This window comes from Morganella sp. HSTU-ASny43, assembly GCF_022819185.1.
Lineage (GTDB): Bacteria > Pseudomonadota > Gammaproteobacteria > Enterobacterales > Enterobacteriaceae > Morganella > Morganella morganii.
In genome coordinates, this window is record NZ_WSPG01000001.1 from 179257 (window position 1) to 196821 (window position 17565).

The 17565-nt window shown below is 52.9% G+C and carries 9 protein-coding genes; 6 read left to right on the plus strand and 3 right to left on the minus strand.

Going from position 1 to position 17565, the window contains the following annotated elements; all coding sequences use genetic code 11:
- Positions 1–117: 117 nt before the first annotated feature.
- Genes GN208_RS00850 through GN208_RS00865 form a run of 4 tightly spaced genes read left to right on the plus strand, consistent with a single transcriptional unit; the run spans position 118 to position 3118 of the window.
- Complete coding sequence (locus GN208_RS00850; protein WP_015422623.1) at positions 118–981, plus strand: CheR family methyltransferase; 864 nt, start codon at positions 118–120, stop codon at positions 979–981.
- Positions 953–2020, plus strand: a complete 1068-nt coding sequence (locus tag GN208_RS00855) for a chemotaxis response regulator protein-glutamate methylesterase (RefSeq protein ID WP_004236858.1) — start codon at positions 953–955, stop codon at positions 2018–2020. The genes GN208_RS00850 and GN208_RS00855 overlap by 29 nt, the downstream gene beginning before the upstream one ends.
- A 41-nt stretch (positions 2021–2061) precedes the next feature.
- Positions 2062–2454: a chemotaxis response regulator CheY gene (gene cheY / locus GN208_RS00860; protein WP_004236857.1), complete on the plus strand. Its 393-nt coding sequence runs from the start codon at positions 2062–2064 to the stop codon at positions 2452–2454.
- Positions 2455–2479: 25 nt separating this feature from the next.
- On the plus strand, positions 2480–3118 hold the full coding sequence (locus tag GN208_RS00865) for a protein phosphatase CheZ (protein WP_004236856.1): 639 nt from the start codon (positions 2480–2482) through the stop codon (positions 3116–3118).
- A gap of 60 nt (positions 3119–3178) precedes the next feature.
- Here GN208_RS00865 and GN208_RS00870 read toward each other — a convergent pair whose 3' ends face one another.
- Entirely contained in the window at positions 3179–3502 is a 324-nt protein-coding gene (locus GN208_RS00870; protein WP_004236855.1) for a DUF5339 domain-containing protein, read from the minus strand.
- Between the two features lie 323 nt (positions 3503–3825).
- Between GN208_RS00870 and flhB the strand changes: the two genes are divergently transcribed.
- Positions 3826–4977, plus strand: a complete 1152-nt coding sequence (gene flhB, locus GN208_RS00875; protein WP_015422624.1) for a flagellar biosynthesis protein FlhB — start codon at positions 3826–3828, stop codon at positions 4975–4977.
- The gene (gene flhA, locus GN208_RS00880) at positions 4970–7066 is read left to right on the plus strand and encodes a flagellar biosynthesis protein FlhA (protein WP_015422625.1); all 2097 of its coding nucleotides are present in this window, start codon (positions 4970–4972) and stop codon (positions 7064–7066) included. The genes flhB and flhA overlap by 8 nt, the downstream gene beginning before the upstream one ends.
- 118 nt (positions 7067–7184) lie before the next feature.
- Here the strand turns inward: flhA and GN208_RS00885 are convergent, their stop codons facing one another.
- Positions 7185–11426 carry a SpvB/TcaC N-terminal domain-containing protein gene (locus tag GN208_RS00885; RefSeq protein ID WP_087769852.1) on the minus strand — a complete coding sequence of 1414 codons (4242 nt, stop codon included), beginning with the start codon at positions 11424–11426 and terminating at the stop codon, positions 7185–7187.
- Positions 11427–11476: 50 nt separating this feature from the next.
- Positions 11477–17548: a neuraminidase-like domain-containing protein gene (locus tag GN208_RS00890; protein ID WP_225903309.1), complete on the minus strand. Its 6072-nt coding sequence runs from the start codon at positions 17546–17548 to the stop codon at positions 11477–11479.
- Positions 17549–17565: the final 17 nt, after the last annotated feature.

Here is a 17565-nt window from a genome sequence, read left to right on the forward strand (position 1 = left end):
GTCCTGATCACCGCCTGACACCGGTTCGTATCGCAGACGCCGGTGTCAGGGGGTAACTGATCGGTTTGTACTGAAGACTGTCAGTGAATCGTTTTTACCGAAAGGACAACAAGTACGATGCTTTTTGCGCCACAGATAGAACCACTCACAGATGATGAGTTTGGTCGGGTGTGCCGGTTTATTCATAAAAAGTCAGGCATCGTCCTTAGCATGAATAAAAAGAATATGGTCTACAACCGCCTGTTAAAGCGGCTCAGAGACTGCAATATGAGCACATTCGCCGAGTACCTGCGTTTGCTGGAACGGGAGCCGCTGCACCCGGAATGGCAGGCATTTATTAACGCAATGACCACCAATCTGACCGCATTTTTCCGGGAGCCGCATCACTTTCAGACACTGACTGACTTTATCCGTCCCCGCCGTAACCAGCCGATCACTATCTGGTGCGCGGCTGCCTCGACAGGGGAAGAACCGTATTCGATCGCCATGACACTCAGTGATGTTCTCGGTGCGAACGCCATGAATGCCAAAGTGATCGCCAGTGATATCGATACCGAAGTTCTGGAGAAGGCCCGTAAGGGCGTCTACCGTATCGAAGAGCTGAAAAGCCTCAACGCCCTTCAGCGTCAGCGCCATTTTATGAAGGGGGTCGGGGAATATGAAGGCTATGCCCGGGTGAAACCGGCGCTCGGCCGGATGATTGATTTCCGTTATCTGAATCTGACGGACAACGACTGGCAGTTTCAGGGGCAGTTCGATGCCATATTTTGTCGTAATGTCATGATTTATTTCGATAAGGATATGCAGAAACAACTACTGGAACGTTTTGTTCCGCTACTGAAGCCTGACGGGCTGCTGTTTATCGGGCACTCGGAGAACTTATCACAGTTATCTTCGCGTTATGTCATCAGAGGACAGACCGTGTACAGCATTCAGGCGGCCGGGAGAAGTGATGAAAAAAATAAAAGTACTTTGCGTTGATGACTCGGCGCTGATGCGCCAGTTAATGCGTGAAATTATTAACAGCCATCCGGATATGACCGTGGTGGACGTGGCACCGGATCCGTATGTTGCGCGTGATCTGATTAAACAGCATGAACCGGATGTGGTAACGCTGGATGTGGAAATGCCGCGGATGGACGGCATCGATTTTCTGGAAAAACTGATGCGTCTGCACCCGGTACCGGTGGTGATGGTCTCCACACTGACCTCCAAAGGCTCGGAAGTGACGCTGAAAGCCCTGGAACTCGGAGCGGTGGATTTTGTCACCAAACCGCAGATCGGGATCCGCGAAACCATGATGAGTTACCGCGACCTTATCGGTGAAAAAATCCGTGCCGCAGCGATGTCAAAAATCACGCAGGGTAACCGCTTCCGCCGCCAGGAAAAAGTGACGGCAGCACCGGCGGTTATCAGCAAACCGCTGTCATCGTATGCCTGCCATAACCGCCTGATTGCGGTGGGCGCATCGACCGGCGGAACGGAAGCTATCCGTCAGTTCCTGGAGATGCTGCCGCCTGAGTGTCCGCCGGTGGTGATCACCCAGCATATGCCGGCCGGTTTCACCCGCTCATTTGCCGAGCGTCTGAACAAGCTCTGTGCGCTGACGGTAAAAGAGGCGGAACACGGCGATGTGCTGCGCAAAGGGCATGCTTATATTGCCCCGGGCGATGCGCATATGCTGATCGCGGATAAAGGCCAGGGTTACCAGGTGGTGCTTCAGCAGACACCGCCGGTGAACCGTCACCGTCCGTCCGTGGATGTGCTGTTTGACTCAGTGGCCGAATGTGCTGCCCGCAAATGCATCGCGGTCCTGCTGACCGGTATGGGTATGGACGGTGCGCGCGGCATGCTGAATCTGCGGCAGAAAGGCGCGGTCACGTATGCCCAGGATGAGCGCAGCTGCGTGGTCTTCGGTATGCCGCGCGCGGCGATTGAACTGAATGCGGTCGATGAAATTCAGGATCTCGTCAAAATTGCCCCCAGTGTGCTGGGCAGACTTGCTGCCGTTTCCGCCTGACGGAACCGGCAATTATTCATTGTATTATTGCAGGAGTGGTTATGGCCGCTAAAGATTTGAATTTTCTGGTAGTTGATGATTTTTCCACCATGCGCCGTATCGTGCGTAACCTCTTAAAAGAGTTGGGCTACAACAAAATTGAAGAGGCGGAAGACGGTGTGGATGCACTGGAGAAAATCCGTGCAGGTCAGATTGATTTCGTGGTGGCGGACTGGAACATGCCGAACATGGACGGGCTGGAGCTGCTGAAAACCATCCGCGCGGATGATGCACTCAAACATATCCCGGTCATGATGGTGACCGCCGAAGCGAAAAAAGAAAATATTATTGCCGCCGCTCAGGCCGGTGCCAGCGGTTATGTTGTCAAGCCGTTCACTGCCGCGATCCTCGAGGAAAAACTGAATAAAGTCTTCGAAAAAATGGGTCTGAACTGAGGGGCTTCAGCAGAAGGAAAGCAGGATGACGGAAAATAAATCAACGGACAGAAACAAAAACAGTGATGATGATTTAAAACAGATCATCACCCGGGTCGGTTTTTTAACGAGGATGTTAAGAGAAAGCATGCGTGAACTGGGATTAGAAAAGGGCGTGCAGCAGGCGGTCGCGACAATTCCGGACGGAAAAGACAGACTGCGCTACATCGCTCAGATGACTGCACAGGCGGCGGAAAAAACACTCAACGGCATCGACACTATCAAGCCGTTGCAGGTAAAAATGCACGAGGACGCGCTGGATTTGCAGGCGCGCTGGCAATCCTGTCCGTCAGCAGAGGTCGATCCGGCTCTGCAGGAATCCACCATGGCGTTTATCCGCCGGGTGATTGACGGCAGTGCGGTGACCAAAAGTGAGTTACTGGAAATTATGATGGCTCAGGATTTCCAGGATCTGACCGGTCAGGTCGTGAAAAAAATGATGGAAGTGGTGGAAGAAACAGAGAAACAGCTGCTGTTTCTGCTGATGGAAAACACCCCTGCGGAAATCCGTGCAAAACATCCGGTCGACAGTCTGAAAAACGGACCGCAGATTGATCCGAAAGGGACCAATGTGATGGCATCACAGTCACAGGTTGATGATCTGCTCGATGAGCTTGGTTTCTGATATAAAAAAACCGCAGCAGGGATGCCGCGGTTCAGAACGGTCAGTCTGTCACAACGGAAATCAGATACCCATTGCCTGCTTAATCTGAGCCATTGCGTCGCTGCCTGCTTTGCATGCTGCGTCCTGCTGCTCTTTCGGCAGTGTTGCGATTTGTTTTTTCGCTTCGTCAAACTGTTTCAGCATTGGTTCTAACTGTGCTTTGGCTGCTTCGTTGTCACCGGCTTTTTCAGTTGCTTTCTTCACTAAATCATCGACTTCAGCAAAGTATTTGTTACAGGTTTCAGTTGCACCCGGAACGGATGATGCTGATTTTTCTTCGCCGGAACATGCAGTCAGAGCCAGAGCCATTAAACCCAGAGAGCAGGCTAAAATTGTTTTTTTCATCAGTGAGTACCTTGTGATTATCGTGGAATAAAACAGTGGCAAATTATAAAGTACCGGTAACAACTGCCTATCGGAATTGTTCCTAATTTAACACTCCGTGCGAAATACGGGCTTTCATCAGGTTCAGCGGCTTAATTTGACTATATTGCGTTGCTGACCACTGCCTGCGGGTGTCACTGAGTGATTTTCTGCTGATAATTCCGTCACTCCTGCTTTAATCAGGGAATTACACCGTTAAGACCGGTCATTTTCCACCATTGAATTTGCCGCATTCTGTCATGCTATAGCCATAAGCAAAATCCCGGCAGACGGCGGAGGTGTGAGTGTCTGATGAAAGTGATGTGGAAAAAACAGAAGAACCCACCCCCCATAAAAAACAGAAAGCCAAAGAAGACGGACAAATTGTCCGCTCCAAAGAACTCAGCTCACTGATGATGATGCTGGCCGGTATCAGCCTGCTGTGGTTAAGCGGCGGTCATCTGGCGGGACAACTGCGTGATATTTTTCGTCAGGGATTTCTCTTTGATAACTTTTATCTGCAGAATCCGGGGCTGATGCTGCGTTTTCTCGGAAAAGTCATTGGTGAAGCGTTATTTGCGATGCTGCCGGTTGTCGGCGGGCTGGCGCTGGTCGGTATTTCTGCGTCGGCACTGGTCGGCGGACTGGCGTTTAACACCAAATCCATCAAATTTGACCTGACAAAACTGAGCCCGCTGAAGGGCTTTAAACGTATTTTTTCCATGAATGCGCTGGCCGAATTATTCAAGGCGATTCTTAAATCCCTGCTGATTGGCCTGGGCGCATGGATTTTTTTATGGCAGGCGTGGCCGTCCTTACTGCATCTGGCGATGGAATCCCCGTCAACGGCAATGGCCAATGCGATGCAGAAAGTGATTTTTGCCGGTTACCTTATCATCTTCATGCTGATCCCGATGGTGGCGTTTGATGTGTTCTGGCAGTTCCGTTCGCACCTGAAAAAGCTGCGGATGAGCCGCCAGGAAATCAAGGATGAATTTAAGCAGCAGGAGGGTGACCCGCAGATAAAGGCCAAAATTCGTCAGCAGCAGCGCGCGATGGCGCGTAACCGCATGATGGCGGATGTACCGCAGGCGGATGTGATTGTGACCAACCCGACGCACTACGCCGTTGCCCTGAAATATGACGAGAAAAGAATGACCGCGCCGAGAGTGCTGGCCAAAGGTGCCGGGGTGCTGGCGCAGCGGATCAAAGAGATAGGTGCGGAGAACCGCATTCTGCTGCTGGAGGCACCGCCGCTGGCGCGGGCACTTTACCGCCATGCCGAGGTGGGGCAGTCAATTCCGGTGGCACTGTATTCCGCCGTGGCGGAAGTGCTGGCATGGGTGTTTCAGCTGCGCCGCTGGCGTCGTGAAGGCGGCCTGAAACCGAAAAAACCGAAGAATTTACCGGTGCCAAAGGCACTTGATTTTGTTGGAGAAAATACCCGAAATGGCTAATCTGGCTGCACTTTTGAGATTACCGAAAACGATGCAGGGAGCACAATGGCAGCTACTTGCCGGGCCGGTCCTCATCCTGATGATCCTGTCAATGATGGTACTGCCGCTGCCGGCATTTGTGCTGGATTTGCTGTTTACCTTTAATATCGCGCTGTCCATTATGGTGCTGCTGGTGGCGATGTTCACCCGGCGTACCCTCGATTTTGCCGCGTTCCCGACTATCCTGCTGTTCTCCACCTTACTGCGTCTGTCACTGAACGTGGCATCCACCCGTATCATCCTGATGGACGGACACACCGGTCCTGCTGCTGCGGGCCGGGTGGTTGAGGCGTTTGGGCACTTCCTGGTCGGCGGTAACTTTGCCATCGGGATTGTGGTCTTTATCATCCTGGTGTTAATTAACTTTATGGTTATCACCAAAGGTGCGGGACGTATCGCCGAAGTCGGTGCGCGCTTCGTGCTCGATGGTATGCCGGGCAAGCAGATGGCGATTGATGCGGATCTGAACGCCGGGATCATCAATGATGAAGAAGCCAAACGCCGCCGTGCGGAAGTAACCCAGGAGTCCGATTTCTACGGTTCTATGGACGGGGCCAGTAAGTTTGTCCGTGGTGATGCCATCGCCGGGATTATGATCATGGTGATTAACGTGATCGGCGGCCTGATTGTCGGCGTGGCTCAGCACCATATGCCGCTGGGCGATGCGGCCAGCACCTATACCCTGCTGACCATCGGTGACGGTCTGGTGGCACAGATCCCGGCACTGATTATCTCAACCGCAGCCGGTGTGATTGTGACCCGCGTGGCGACAGATGAAGATGCCGGTGAGCAGATGGTCACCCAGTTGTTCAATAACCCGCGTGTGATGTGGCTGAGTGCCGGGGTTCTGGGTTTGCTGGGGCTTATCCCTGGCATGCCGAACTTTGTATTCCTGCTGTTCACGGTGGCGCTGGCATCTCTCGGCTGGTATCTGGTGAAGAAAAGCAAAGAGCCGGTCAAAGAGACGGATAACAATGTGCAGGAGCAGCAGTTCCGTGAGGCGAATAAAGTCACGGAAGCGACCTGGGATGATGTGGTGGCGGAAGATTTGCTGGCGATGGAAGTCGGTTACCGGCTGATTCCGCTGGTGGATAATGACCAGCAGGGCGAATTGCTCGGGCGGATCCGCGGGCTGCGCAAAAAATTTGCCCAGGAAGTCGGCTATCTGCCGCCGGTGGTGCATATCTGTGACAACCTCGAACTGGCACCGACTGCTTACCGGATCCTGATCAAAGGGGCGGAAGTCGGGCGCGGCGAGGCTCAGCCGGGCCGCTGGCTGGCGATTGACCCGGGCAATGCGGCGGGCTCTCTGGAAGGGGATGCCACACAGGAACCGGCATTTGGTTTACCGGCAGTGTGGATTGATGATGATCTGCGTGAGCAGGCACAGATTCAGGGTTACACCGTGGTTTCAGCCAGTACGGCGGTGGCGACACACTTTAATCAGATCCTGCTGGAATACGCCAGCGACCTGTTCGGCCGTCAGGAAGCACAGATGCTGTATGACCGCGTGAAGAAAGAGATACCGAAGCTGGCGGATGACCTGATCCCGGATACTTTATCACTGACCGTTTTCCACCGCGTGCTGCAAAATCTGCTGACTGAAAATGTCATGATCCGCGATATGCGCACTATTATTGAAACCCTGGCAGAGCAGGTTGGTGAGAACGGCGAGCAGAAAGATACCGATGTTCTGACGTCGCAGGTGCGGATAGCACTGGGCCGCGCTATTACCCAGCAGTGGTTCGGGGCATCAGGGGAAATTCAGGTGATTGGTCTGGATGCGGGGCTGGAGCAGATCCTGTTGCAGGCCGCGAAAAGCGGCGGCGGTCTGGAGCCGAACCTGGCACAGAATATCGAAATGCAGGCGATGAGTGCGGTACAGCACCAGGAAGCGATGGGTGCACCGACAGTATTGCTGGTCAATCATTCACTGCGTCTGATCTTATCCCGCTTCCTGCGCCGCAGTCTGCCGCAGCTGGCGGTGATGTCCAACCTTGAACTGAACGATCGCCGTCAGATACGGATGACTTCTATGATCGGCGGTTAATCACGGGTTAAACCATTACCATCATACTTTGCGGGAATCTGTGAAAACAGGTTCCCGTTTTTTGTATATTGAGCCGGTCAAATCATGACCGGCATTTTTTGTTGTACACAGATACAGCTTACTCCGCTGTATCGTTTTCATCCTCACTGACCACAAACCACGGTGTGTACAGTGTGCGCCGCTGATAACCTTTTGCGGTGATCACCTGATGCTCACGGCCGAGCGGGTCATAACAGTGCGTGTCGGCGTACAGATCCTGCCGCGCACTGTCATCACTGACATACCTCCAGTCATTGACAAAGTATGGCTGATACGTCCGGACGGCATGTCCTTTGTTATCATACTCAGTGCGGCCCGACACTGCCCAGCGTGCTGTTTCTTTCTCACTTTTCCGGCTTCCGGCTGCCAGTGAACCGTTTTTATTGCGGTGGAATGCGTCACCGTCCTCAAAACGGGCTGACTGCTGTAAAATCCGCCCGAAACCGTCACTGAAGGTGACCTGCTGACGGATTTGCTGTGTGCTTTTATCCGCCGGTTCGTCATCATAGCGATTAGTTGTCAGGGTCAGCACATGCGGCGGCAGTTTATCTGTACCGCTGTGCATCCAGCTGTCTGCGGCATAGACAAAACACTGCGCAACCGGCAGTTGTTTTTTCATCTCCGTGGCGTCCTGCACTGAATCCGGCAGTGTCAGCGGTTTCTGGCTGTAGCCGGTTTTCTGACCATTTTCCGTGCCGTAAAAACGGCTGCTGATCACCCGTCCCAGCGCATCAGTCTGTACCTGGCTGATATTGTCATTGGTATCGGTTATTTCGCAGACAGACAGAAAACGCCAGTCATATTTTGCCTGAGTGATAAGTCCGGAGGCATCGGTGTGTTTAGTGATAACACAGTGATGTTTATCGCGGGTCAGATGACGTTCCCCGATCAGCGGATTATCGCGGACGGCAACCGGCAGCAGGAACTGTTCCGGTGCACCGTAAGTCTGATGACCGGAGCGCGTAATCCAGACCTTTTTTCCTGTTTCTGAGGTACCGGCAAACAGGTAATCCGCTTTGATATAGCCGGTTTTCAGTAACTGCTCCGTGATATCTGTACCTGATTTTATGGCTGCGGTAATCGTCTCATCCAGCTCTGCAGTATCCGTATAACTCCGGCGCGGCGGCCAGGACGGAACTGTTACTGACGGCTGATTATCTTTATTCAGCCAGTAAGTCCTCTGTTGTCCGGCAAAGTGGCGTGCAGACTGGTTATTGCTGAGCAGGGCAGGCAGTGTTTCCGTATTTAAGCCCGTTGCCGGAACTAATCCGGATTTCAGAACAAAAATATCGCTGCGATCAGCATCAGGCTGCCCGGTCAGCCACTGTTCCTGTTTCAGATTGGTCAGGTGGTGCCGTGCATGCTGTGATAACGATACAATGAGTTGCAATTGCTGATCATCATAACCGGAATCAAACAGTGACGCGGGCAGGGTATCCGGCAGCGGGTTTTTTGCCGGTTTCGGACGGCGCGGATAATGAATCGTCGCTTCACGCAGCGGGTAACCGTACTCATCCGCACTGAGTATAACGGATTGTGAACACTGCGGATCAGCAGCCATGCGTTCATAATGATATTCACGGCTTTCTGATACAGACGGCCGGACTACCGGCATATCTGCATCCGGTGTGATCAGACGGACACTCAGCCGCTGTTCACTGACACTGTACGGTAAATCCTGTTGCGGACTGCCGTCTTTGCCGTATACCTCACTGCGCAGCTGCATCCCTTTTTGCGCGCGGCTGAGCCAGAATGCCTGTTTTTGCATCAGGGCATCAGAACAGATGGATTCTTTATCACCGCTGCCGGTTGTCAGCCGCGTAACAAACCCGGCAAAGGCATTTTTATCGCCCTGCCAGTACTCATTTTTCAGTTGTGTATCAACAGGGGTATAACCGGTGGCATACCAGTTACGGGTCAGTACCGGCATCGTCAGTACCCCGCTGGTGGCGCGGGCGGCGGTGGTATCTGAATCCAGTACCTCCACACAGCCGAAGCCGCGGAACTCCCGTTCACGGGCATCCCACACACCGTGGTGATAACGGGCTTCACTTACCAGTTTATTGCCGGTGATTTCATCGGTAGTTTCTGTTTTCCACAACGTATGCAGCGGGAAAGGCAGATATGAAACCGGTTCGCGGGTTTTATCATCCAGCCGGAACTGTGCGGAACTGCGGTAGCGCAGATTCTGCGACATCCCCGTCTGATTATTAATCTGATTCAGCAGCCACGGTTTTTCGGTGGTCAGATGCAGCAGATAATGACGCGGTACGGTATGGGGAACCGTCAGCAGCAGGCTGGCGACCCCCAGTCCCTGTACATCCGCTATCTGTAAACGGCAGGTCTTATTGTAACGGACGCCGGCAGGCAGCTTCACAGTGACTGGTTTGTCAAAACCGTTACCGCTGCGGTTACGGTAGATTTCAATATAATCACTGCGGGCATACAGAATATCGGCGGTACCGCTGCCGTCAATATCGGCGAGATAAACATATGCGGCATTGAATTCCGTCTGTTTTTTGCTGAAACCGTCCAGTGCCAGCGGCTGACCAAAGCGGCCGTGACCCAGATTCGGCCAGCAAAGCACTCCGCCCGCACTGATCTGTACCAGATGTTGTTGTCCGGAGCCGAGCACATCACTGAAAGCAACCAGTGTGGCGGCATCGCCGTCCGGTGACGGCAGGACAATTTTTTCTGATTGCGGAATATCTTTGGCGGATAGCCAGCCGTCTTTGCTGCCCGGCCAGATGCGCACACTGCGCGGACCGATGAGCACCAGGTCGGTGGCACCGATACCGTCGATATCGGTCATTTGTGCGGCGGGATGGCCGTATTCCAGCGGCAGGGCACTGAGCGGTGTAAAATGCAGCCACTGTTCCGGGTTATCTGTCTGCTGACGGTATTGCCCGTGTACGCCGGGCTGTGTGACAACCCACTGCAGACGGCCATCACCGTCAAGATCAGTCAGCATCGCACCGTTTTTCAGGGCGGGAATATTATCGAGCCGCTGCGGTTTATCCCATATTACCGCATTGACATCATCGCTCCCGGTATCACGGACCGGGGCGCGGTAATACCATGCGCCGCTGTCCTGATACAGGATCCCGGAAATACCTTCACCGTGCAGATCCAGATACTGCCACGGCTGCTGCGGATTGAGTTTACCCATCTCCGGCTGAGACCACTGCACAGACTCCGGAAAATCAAAGGTCTGCCAGCCGAAGGTCAGCGGCGGCAGAGACAGCATTTTGCCGTCATCCTCAAACGCCATCTGCCGGGCGGCAGTCAGTGTGGTGACAACGTGGGTTTCCTGATACTCAAACAGCAGGCGGGAAACCAGTGCCGGTACATCCGTACCTTCTGCTTTTTCAGCGAGCGTCTCCAGGCGGTGGAACATCAGCACCTGGCGGCATAAACGGCGGGTACGCAGATCAAACCCGTAAGCATAACCGGAGAACGGATCCTGACGGCACAACCAGCCGGAACCGGCGTTAAACAGCGGTTTTTCTGCCGGTTTAAGGGTGCGTCCGCCGTAGTCAAACACCAGCACAAACAGCCAGCCGGCTTTGGTGGCATCGTTGCCGTTGAAACAAGGGAATGTGCGTCCGGCGGTGATATTGCCGTAATGGACTTCACTGAGATAGCGCTGGCTGTGGCTGCCCGGATGGGCGGCTTTTTCCCGGTCGCTGCAATTGATGTCATCTTCCGCACGGTAACGGTAATAAATCTGCTCACCGGTGGCGGAGACCGAGGCGTTCAGTAACCAGCGGGCCGTGTGGCTGCCGTTACTGATACGGGCGGCAGATTCATAACCGAGCAGATGCACCTGACCGTCTGCGGCATACCAGAGCCAGAAATCCGGTTCGGTGGTACTGCCTTGCGGCTGCCAGTATTCCAGGCGGCTGAAATCACGCTCCGTCCGGGCGCGGTATGTAGTTATCTGATAAGAAACGGCCAGTTTTACACCCAGCAGGGTCTGACGTTTATCCGCCGCGCCGGGGACAGCCACCAGGACTTCACCGGCAGGATCCAGAAATTCATCGTCAGCGGTATAAGCAGGAACACCTTTACGGGTGCGGCGGCTGACCGCAGGAAGATTCACATCCCAGCCGATACCAAAGGCACTGTTACCGCCCTGACTGCTGTAGCTGAGTGAGAGAGAAGGGGAATAGCCGCGTCCGGCACTGACGGGCAGCGGCAGAGACAGCGACGCCGCGCCGTCCGGCCCGGCGGCCCCCGCCTGTCCGGAAAGTCCGGTCAGTGCACCGCCGCCTTTCGGCAGAGACGGCGCCTGAGGACTGATATTATCTGATTGTTGCATAATAGGCTCCAGAACGGGCAGCCCGCAGGCTGCCCGGGTCAGGATAAAAATTAACGGATGGTGTAACGGATATGGATGATGATATCGCTCAGACTGAGCAGCAGGGCTTTCTGCTCATCCTTTGTTGCTTCCGGGAAGCTCAGGAACAGGCTGCTGTCATTATCCACCGGGATCCCTTCAAACGGCAGCCAGTGGCCGTCATTGAAATCCAGCCGGAACTGACCGTCGTCATTCATACCGTGGGAGACGGCAATGGCTTTACAGCCGTCCGGCAGTCTGACATCGCCGCCGTAACTGAGCACGGCACGCACATCCTGATACGGCCCTGTCAGCGCCGGTAAGGTCACGCTGATCTGTTTGATTCGGCGTGTTTTACCCAGACGGGCAGGGTAGTTTTCCGCAATCTTCAGTGCCTTCAGGTTAAACGCGGCATATAACTCTTTATCTGCGGTCATTGAGAGCCCGGTTGCTGCCGGTGTATTACCGGAACCGCTGCCTTTCAGCAGCTCAGCAATTTTCTCTGCCAGATTAACCGGTGTGTCATACTCCTTATACACTTTGGCGAGTGAAACAGTACGGGTGACTTTCAGCGTACGGTGGTTCCATTTCAGCCATGCCTGCTCCATCTCTGTCAGATTCAGCAGCAGGGACTCCCCGGCCATCAGTCCGGCATTACTGCTCTGCCATGCGCCCGGTTTGATATAGCGCGTGGTTTCACCGGTCTGCCATGCAAACGCGGCTTCGGCCATCATGCAGCGGGTGGCGGTCAGGTCGTAGAAGCGGTAATAGATGGATGCCAGACGGCCGTGCAGCCAGCTGTAGAGTGCTTTATTGCTGAATTTGCGCTGCAGGAACTCCAGTTGTGCCTGAGTCTGCGCCTGCTGGATTTCCAGGTGTTCGCGCTGCATCTCTGTGGCGGTGCGGCGGACGGCCAGGGCTTCCAGCTGGGCATCAATCTGTTTCACTTCAGATTCGGCATTGTTTTTCTGGATTTCCCATTCCTGACGGCGGCGGCGCCATGCTTCAGACTGGCTGATATTATCCGCGGTAATTTTGGTGGCGGAGGCTGCCAGTGCGATACCGGAACCAATGGCTTTCGGGATACCGCCCCAGCGGCTGCCCCCGACGGCCAGACCAAAGACGTTCGGTGCCATATCGGCGGCGGCGGCAGCCATATTCAGCCCTTCAACGGATGTACTCAGTATTGCGGACGAGAGATACAGATCCATGGTCCGTTTTTCTTCCGCACTGACATTTTCATCATACAGCGTGCGGTAGCTGTCAAAGCGGGACTGCGCACCGGCACGGCTCTGTTCCAGTGTTTTCTTCTCGGCATCCAGCTCGGTGAGTGCCTGCTCCTGCATCCGCAGGGAGGAGAGCATCAGCTCACCGGCCTGGTTTTGCAGCAGTTCACTCATCGCTTCCGCATCCCGGCGCTCAATCAGCCCCTGGAGCGAGGAACCGAACTGCATCAGCTGTCCGGTCAGCGAACGGGCACTGTCCAGCGCCTGCGGGAAGCGCATTGCCGGGATGGCGGCAGACGGTAAGGCTTTGCTGCCACCGGAGGCTGCGGCTGCGGCACTGAGCAGTGCGGCCGGGTCAGCCGGTGCGGCAAAGACCGGCAGCGATAACGGCTGCCCGTCGATGGACAGGTTATTACGCAGATTAAACAGGCGCATTTCCAGGGTCTGCCAGTAGCCGAGCAGTTTTTCGTTCTGCTGCGGCAGGAACAGCCCGGTCAGGGTATTGGCAGTACGGACCTCCGGCAGGAGACCACCGCTGCGGATACGGCTGATTTCGTCATGGAACTGTTTTGCCTGTGTCTTATCTGCTGCGTCACTCAGTGCCGGGTTACCCCAGCCACTGCCGATAATCGTGATCGGCTTATCACCCAGTAATCCCAGCGCCTGCATATACCACATTTTCGCTTCATTGAGGGTATCACGCTCCAACATGCGGTAAGCGCTGTCACCACGGGCAATCAGCAGATCGAGCAGTTTCATCAGGGTGCTGACTTTGTAGTGCATCGGGTCATTCTGAGCGACCGCATCCGGGTCAACCGAACCCAGCGGATCGGCGTTCCAGGAAGTATCTTCCAGCAGCGGACGCACGCGCCAGTCACCGGTACCGCTGGCGGCAGGGCGCCAGATATAGCTTAACCAGCGGTTGGCTTCGGTAAAGTTCTGCTCCTGTAACAGACGCATGGCCACCATCATCGGGGTGTAATAGAACAGCTCCCAGAAATAGAGGGCATTGGCACCACTGAAGTCCATTGGTTCATCGGGCTGTGACAGACCGGATACCGATTCAAGGCCGGGGAAGGTGCCGTTGTGATGGCTTTTATCCAGTGTCCAGCCGTGCGGATTTTCTGTATTGTCAGTTGTGCGGTGCAGACGGATCGGATTTGTTGTGGTTTTCTGGTATTCCGTCTTAAGATATAAATTATCTTTATTGCCATGCGCGTTATCCATTCGCGGAATAAATAATGTCACCTCTGTATTACTGACAGCACTCAGTGTACCGCTGTAAACCGGAAATTTGTCGGGACTCGCGAAAACATTGCCGTAATAAAGTGTAAATCTCCTGTTACTGCCATGAATAACCGGGTCATACGGCTTCAGTGTCAGGGTGACATAAGTACCCTGTCCCGGCTTAGGTTCACGCAGGTTCTGGGTTTCCGGTGACAGCACCGCATCAATCCCGCTATTGGCCTTTTCAATTAACTGACGGGCAAACAGGGTATTCAGCCGGGTGCGGTAAGCATCCCATTCCATATACTGGGCGCCGCCTTCAGTGGTGTGCAGGGCGATGGCACGGGTTGATACTGGGGCATCGTTTTTCACCAATTCAACATGTAATTTATAATTACGGCTTCCGTGTACCGGGGTATTATCCTGATTCTTCAGACTGGCCAGAATGGAGAAATCCAGCTGGGAGCTTACGATGTGTTCCGTGACATCCAGTTTCTGGGCACTAAATCGGTATGTGAACAGAAGGGTTCCCTCTGCGGTGCTTTGTTTCGTATCGGCATTATGACCAACTTCGGAAAGCTCCAGCAGTACGTTACTGTTTTTATAAAGTTTGATGCCGGTGTTCAAACGGGAAGGGGTGCTCAGAACCAGTCGTTGTTTACTGACGTTCAGTTTGCCTATTGTACCTTGGTAGCCTGAATGCAAATTCACTATCTTATAATACTTGGTATCCGGTTCAAATTTTCCTAATTTCGGCAAGGAATAATAGTGGTTTTGTGTATCACTGCCTTCCCAGTTCAGCTTTTCGATTGAACCGGTGCCGTCAGAAAGCGTTATAATTACGCCGATATCTTTAGCGTAATCCGGTGCGTTTTTTCCGAACGGAATGCTCAGATAAAAAAAGTAATTCTGGGTGGAGTGATTGAGAAGGATATAAAAGTTATAGTCGCCCCGGGGCAGTTCATTTTCTCCGGGAGCCAGTGTCACACTCTCATACTGATATAAATCATATCCGAAATTCAGATAGTCTCTGGCAAATAGCCGACGTAACATGTGCGGCATGGCGGTAATATCAATTTTGGCTTCCAAAGTGGGTCGCACAGTTAAAAACTGTTTATTACCTTCTTTGTAACTATCTATTTTTTCGATAAAAATATTAGTTTCCAGTCCATAATATCCTTTCTGGTCTTCCGGTGTTATCGTTGATACCTTATAGTCACTTTCTTCCGTATTAATGCGGGTAACATTAAGGGTATCCAGCTGTAATTTTACTGCTGTCAGCAGGTCTTTGCTGTTCAGCAGTTGGGCTGTGGTCATATCGGGCCGGATCTGTAGTCCGAATGCATTTCCGGGTAATGTGCCCTCATCCTCTTTTTTGTAGCAGACAACGGTTATCGTATCTTTGGCTGTGTTTGTGGCACAATATAGCGCTTTATCTTGCTTCTTCTGGGGCTGGTTATTGAATTCATTGGTCACATCATAACTGAACGGTGATGCCCAACTGCCGTCATATTTAATATGCGTCAGTTTCAGGGTAAAAGACGAAATATCCTTTTTACCTTCGCCATCTTTCCGTACTTGTTCTTCAACCCATAGCAGATAAAGACGTGAACGGAAAATCACCGGACGCACCATATCCTGATACGGATTAACAGCACAGGTAATTTCTTTCCAGTCACTCCAGGCATTGGCAGCAAAATGACCGTTCTGACATTTGCTGTGATCCGCCTTACGCCAGTAATATTTTTTCGGCTCAGTCTGGCTGGCACCGATAAACCAGGTATTACCTTCATCAATATCAACCGCATCATGATAACCGCTGACCACTTTCAGGTTAGCGACCTGTTCAAAGGCGGTGAGATACTGGCGGAAGCCATCTTCCAGGGTGTCGCTGTTAAGCTCGCTCTGAGAAAGCTGCTCCAGCATGGTGTTCATCATCCCGGTCTGACCAATGCGGATAGTCGGGTCAATATAGTTTTCCGGGTAATACACCAGCTGAGACACACCCGCCCAGGTGCTGTAGCGCTTATTATAGGTATCCCAGTCTTTAAAGAACTGACGCTCAAGCACAGCGTTGTCTGCCCCCGGCTCATCACCGGCAACAGTGCGGTTGATATAAAGCTGAATACCGGCAATCGCATCCGCCAGCGGTGTGGTGGTGATTTCAGCACTGACTTTGCCGTCAATCAGCAGTGTACGCCAGATATCATCACGGTTTGCCAGCGGTTTACCCATAACCAGAGCACGGTACTCTCCGCTGAGGGCTTCACTGCGGCATGGCTCCGACTGGTTTTGCAGTTGTTTTGTCTGCTGTTCGTTCAGACCGGCCTGTAACAATCCGGCCAGTGTGGTGAGTTCTGCATAAGAAGGTGACGCATTTTCAGATACCGCCAGCAGATGGGTGATTTCTTTCGGGGTGATATGCAGATTGTCTGAAATATCAAGATAAACAGGGAGTTTGCCCAGCTGCGTCCATTTGGTAACCGGACTGTCGGGGATGTCCGCCTGCAGACCCAGAATCTGGCTGATAGTGATTCCCGGCACATTCAGTGCCTGCGCCAGAATTTTAACGGTCAGTGTACTGCTTTGCAGTGCATCCAGAACGGTACCGGCCTGCCCGCCGCAGCGGTTGACCAGGTTATGAAAATGACTGATTGCCTGTAGTCCGGAAATCGTTTTTACCGGCGCACTTGTTGACAGCACCTGAAGTTCTGTATCACTGAGTGCAAAGGTACGGATAACCAGTACGCGTTGTGCCAGTGCCTGGCAGTAAGCCGCAACTGATTTTTTTTGCGGAGGTGTCAGGTTTTCCAGCTGTATTTTCGACCAGAGTTCAGACGCTGATATGATCGGTGAATTTTGATCTGTATCCAGCCAGCGCAGTAAATATTCACTCTGTCCGGCGCTTTGCAACTGCATGGATGCCGCAATGACAGGTGCCATGGTGGAATACAACGTATCGGTATTGGTATTATCAATACCCCCGTTACGCAGCGCATCCAGCATTATGTCCATTTCTTTGGTCGGCGCCGCGGGGGCATCTGTGGTTAACAGCAAAAGTAATTGATCGGCAGATAAGTTTTGTTCGTTCAGCCATTGAGTCGTTTGCCACAGATAGTCCATCATCTGAAGGCGGTTATCCTGGTCCAGGTCAGTTTTTGTAAAGGGTGACAGCAACAGTAATGTATTTAACTGTGAAATACTGAGAGCCAGAGAATCGGCCAGTAAGCGAATAAGGTATAGTGTGCTTATTTTACTGGCATTATTCGTTATTACTGTTGAGTTGCCATGGCGGTTTGTCATCGCAGACAGTAATAACAAATCAATATTGTTCACAGAGAAAGCACGTTTCAGTATATCTCTGCGTGTATCTGTTGTGTCTGGTTTTAGTGAAATATCGCTATAATCCAATGAATAAACTTCACCATTGAGCGGCGGATTATTAAATATCCGGTCAAACTGGCTAAGCTGGCCGTCATAGCTGGCAGTTCTGATAGTCGCACCACTCAGGATTAAGGCATCATCGCTGCTGATATTGTAGCGTTTACGGTAGAGCAGGAATTCACAGAAGCGATGCAGTACGGTTGTGTCCGAATCTGTGTCTTTCAGTTTCAGGCGGGTTAATGCACGCTGGGTTTTCAGCGGAGTCATACCGGTGGCTTTGGCCA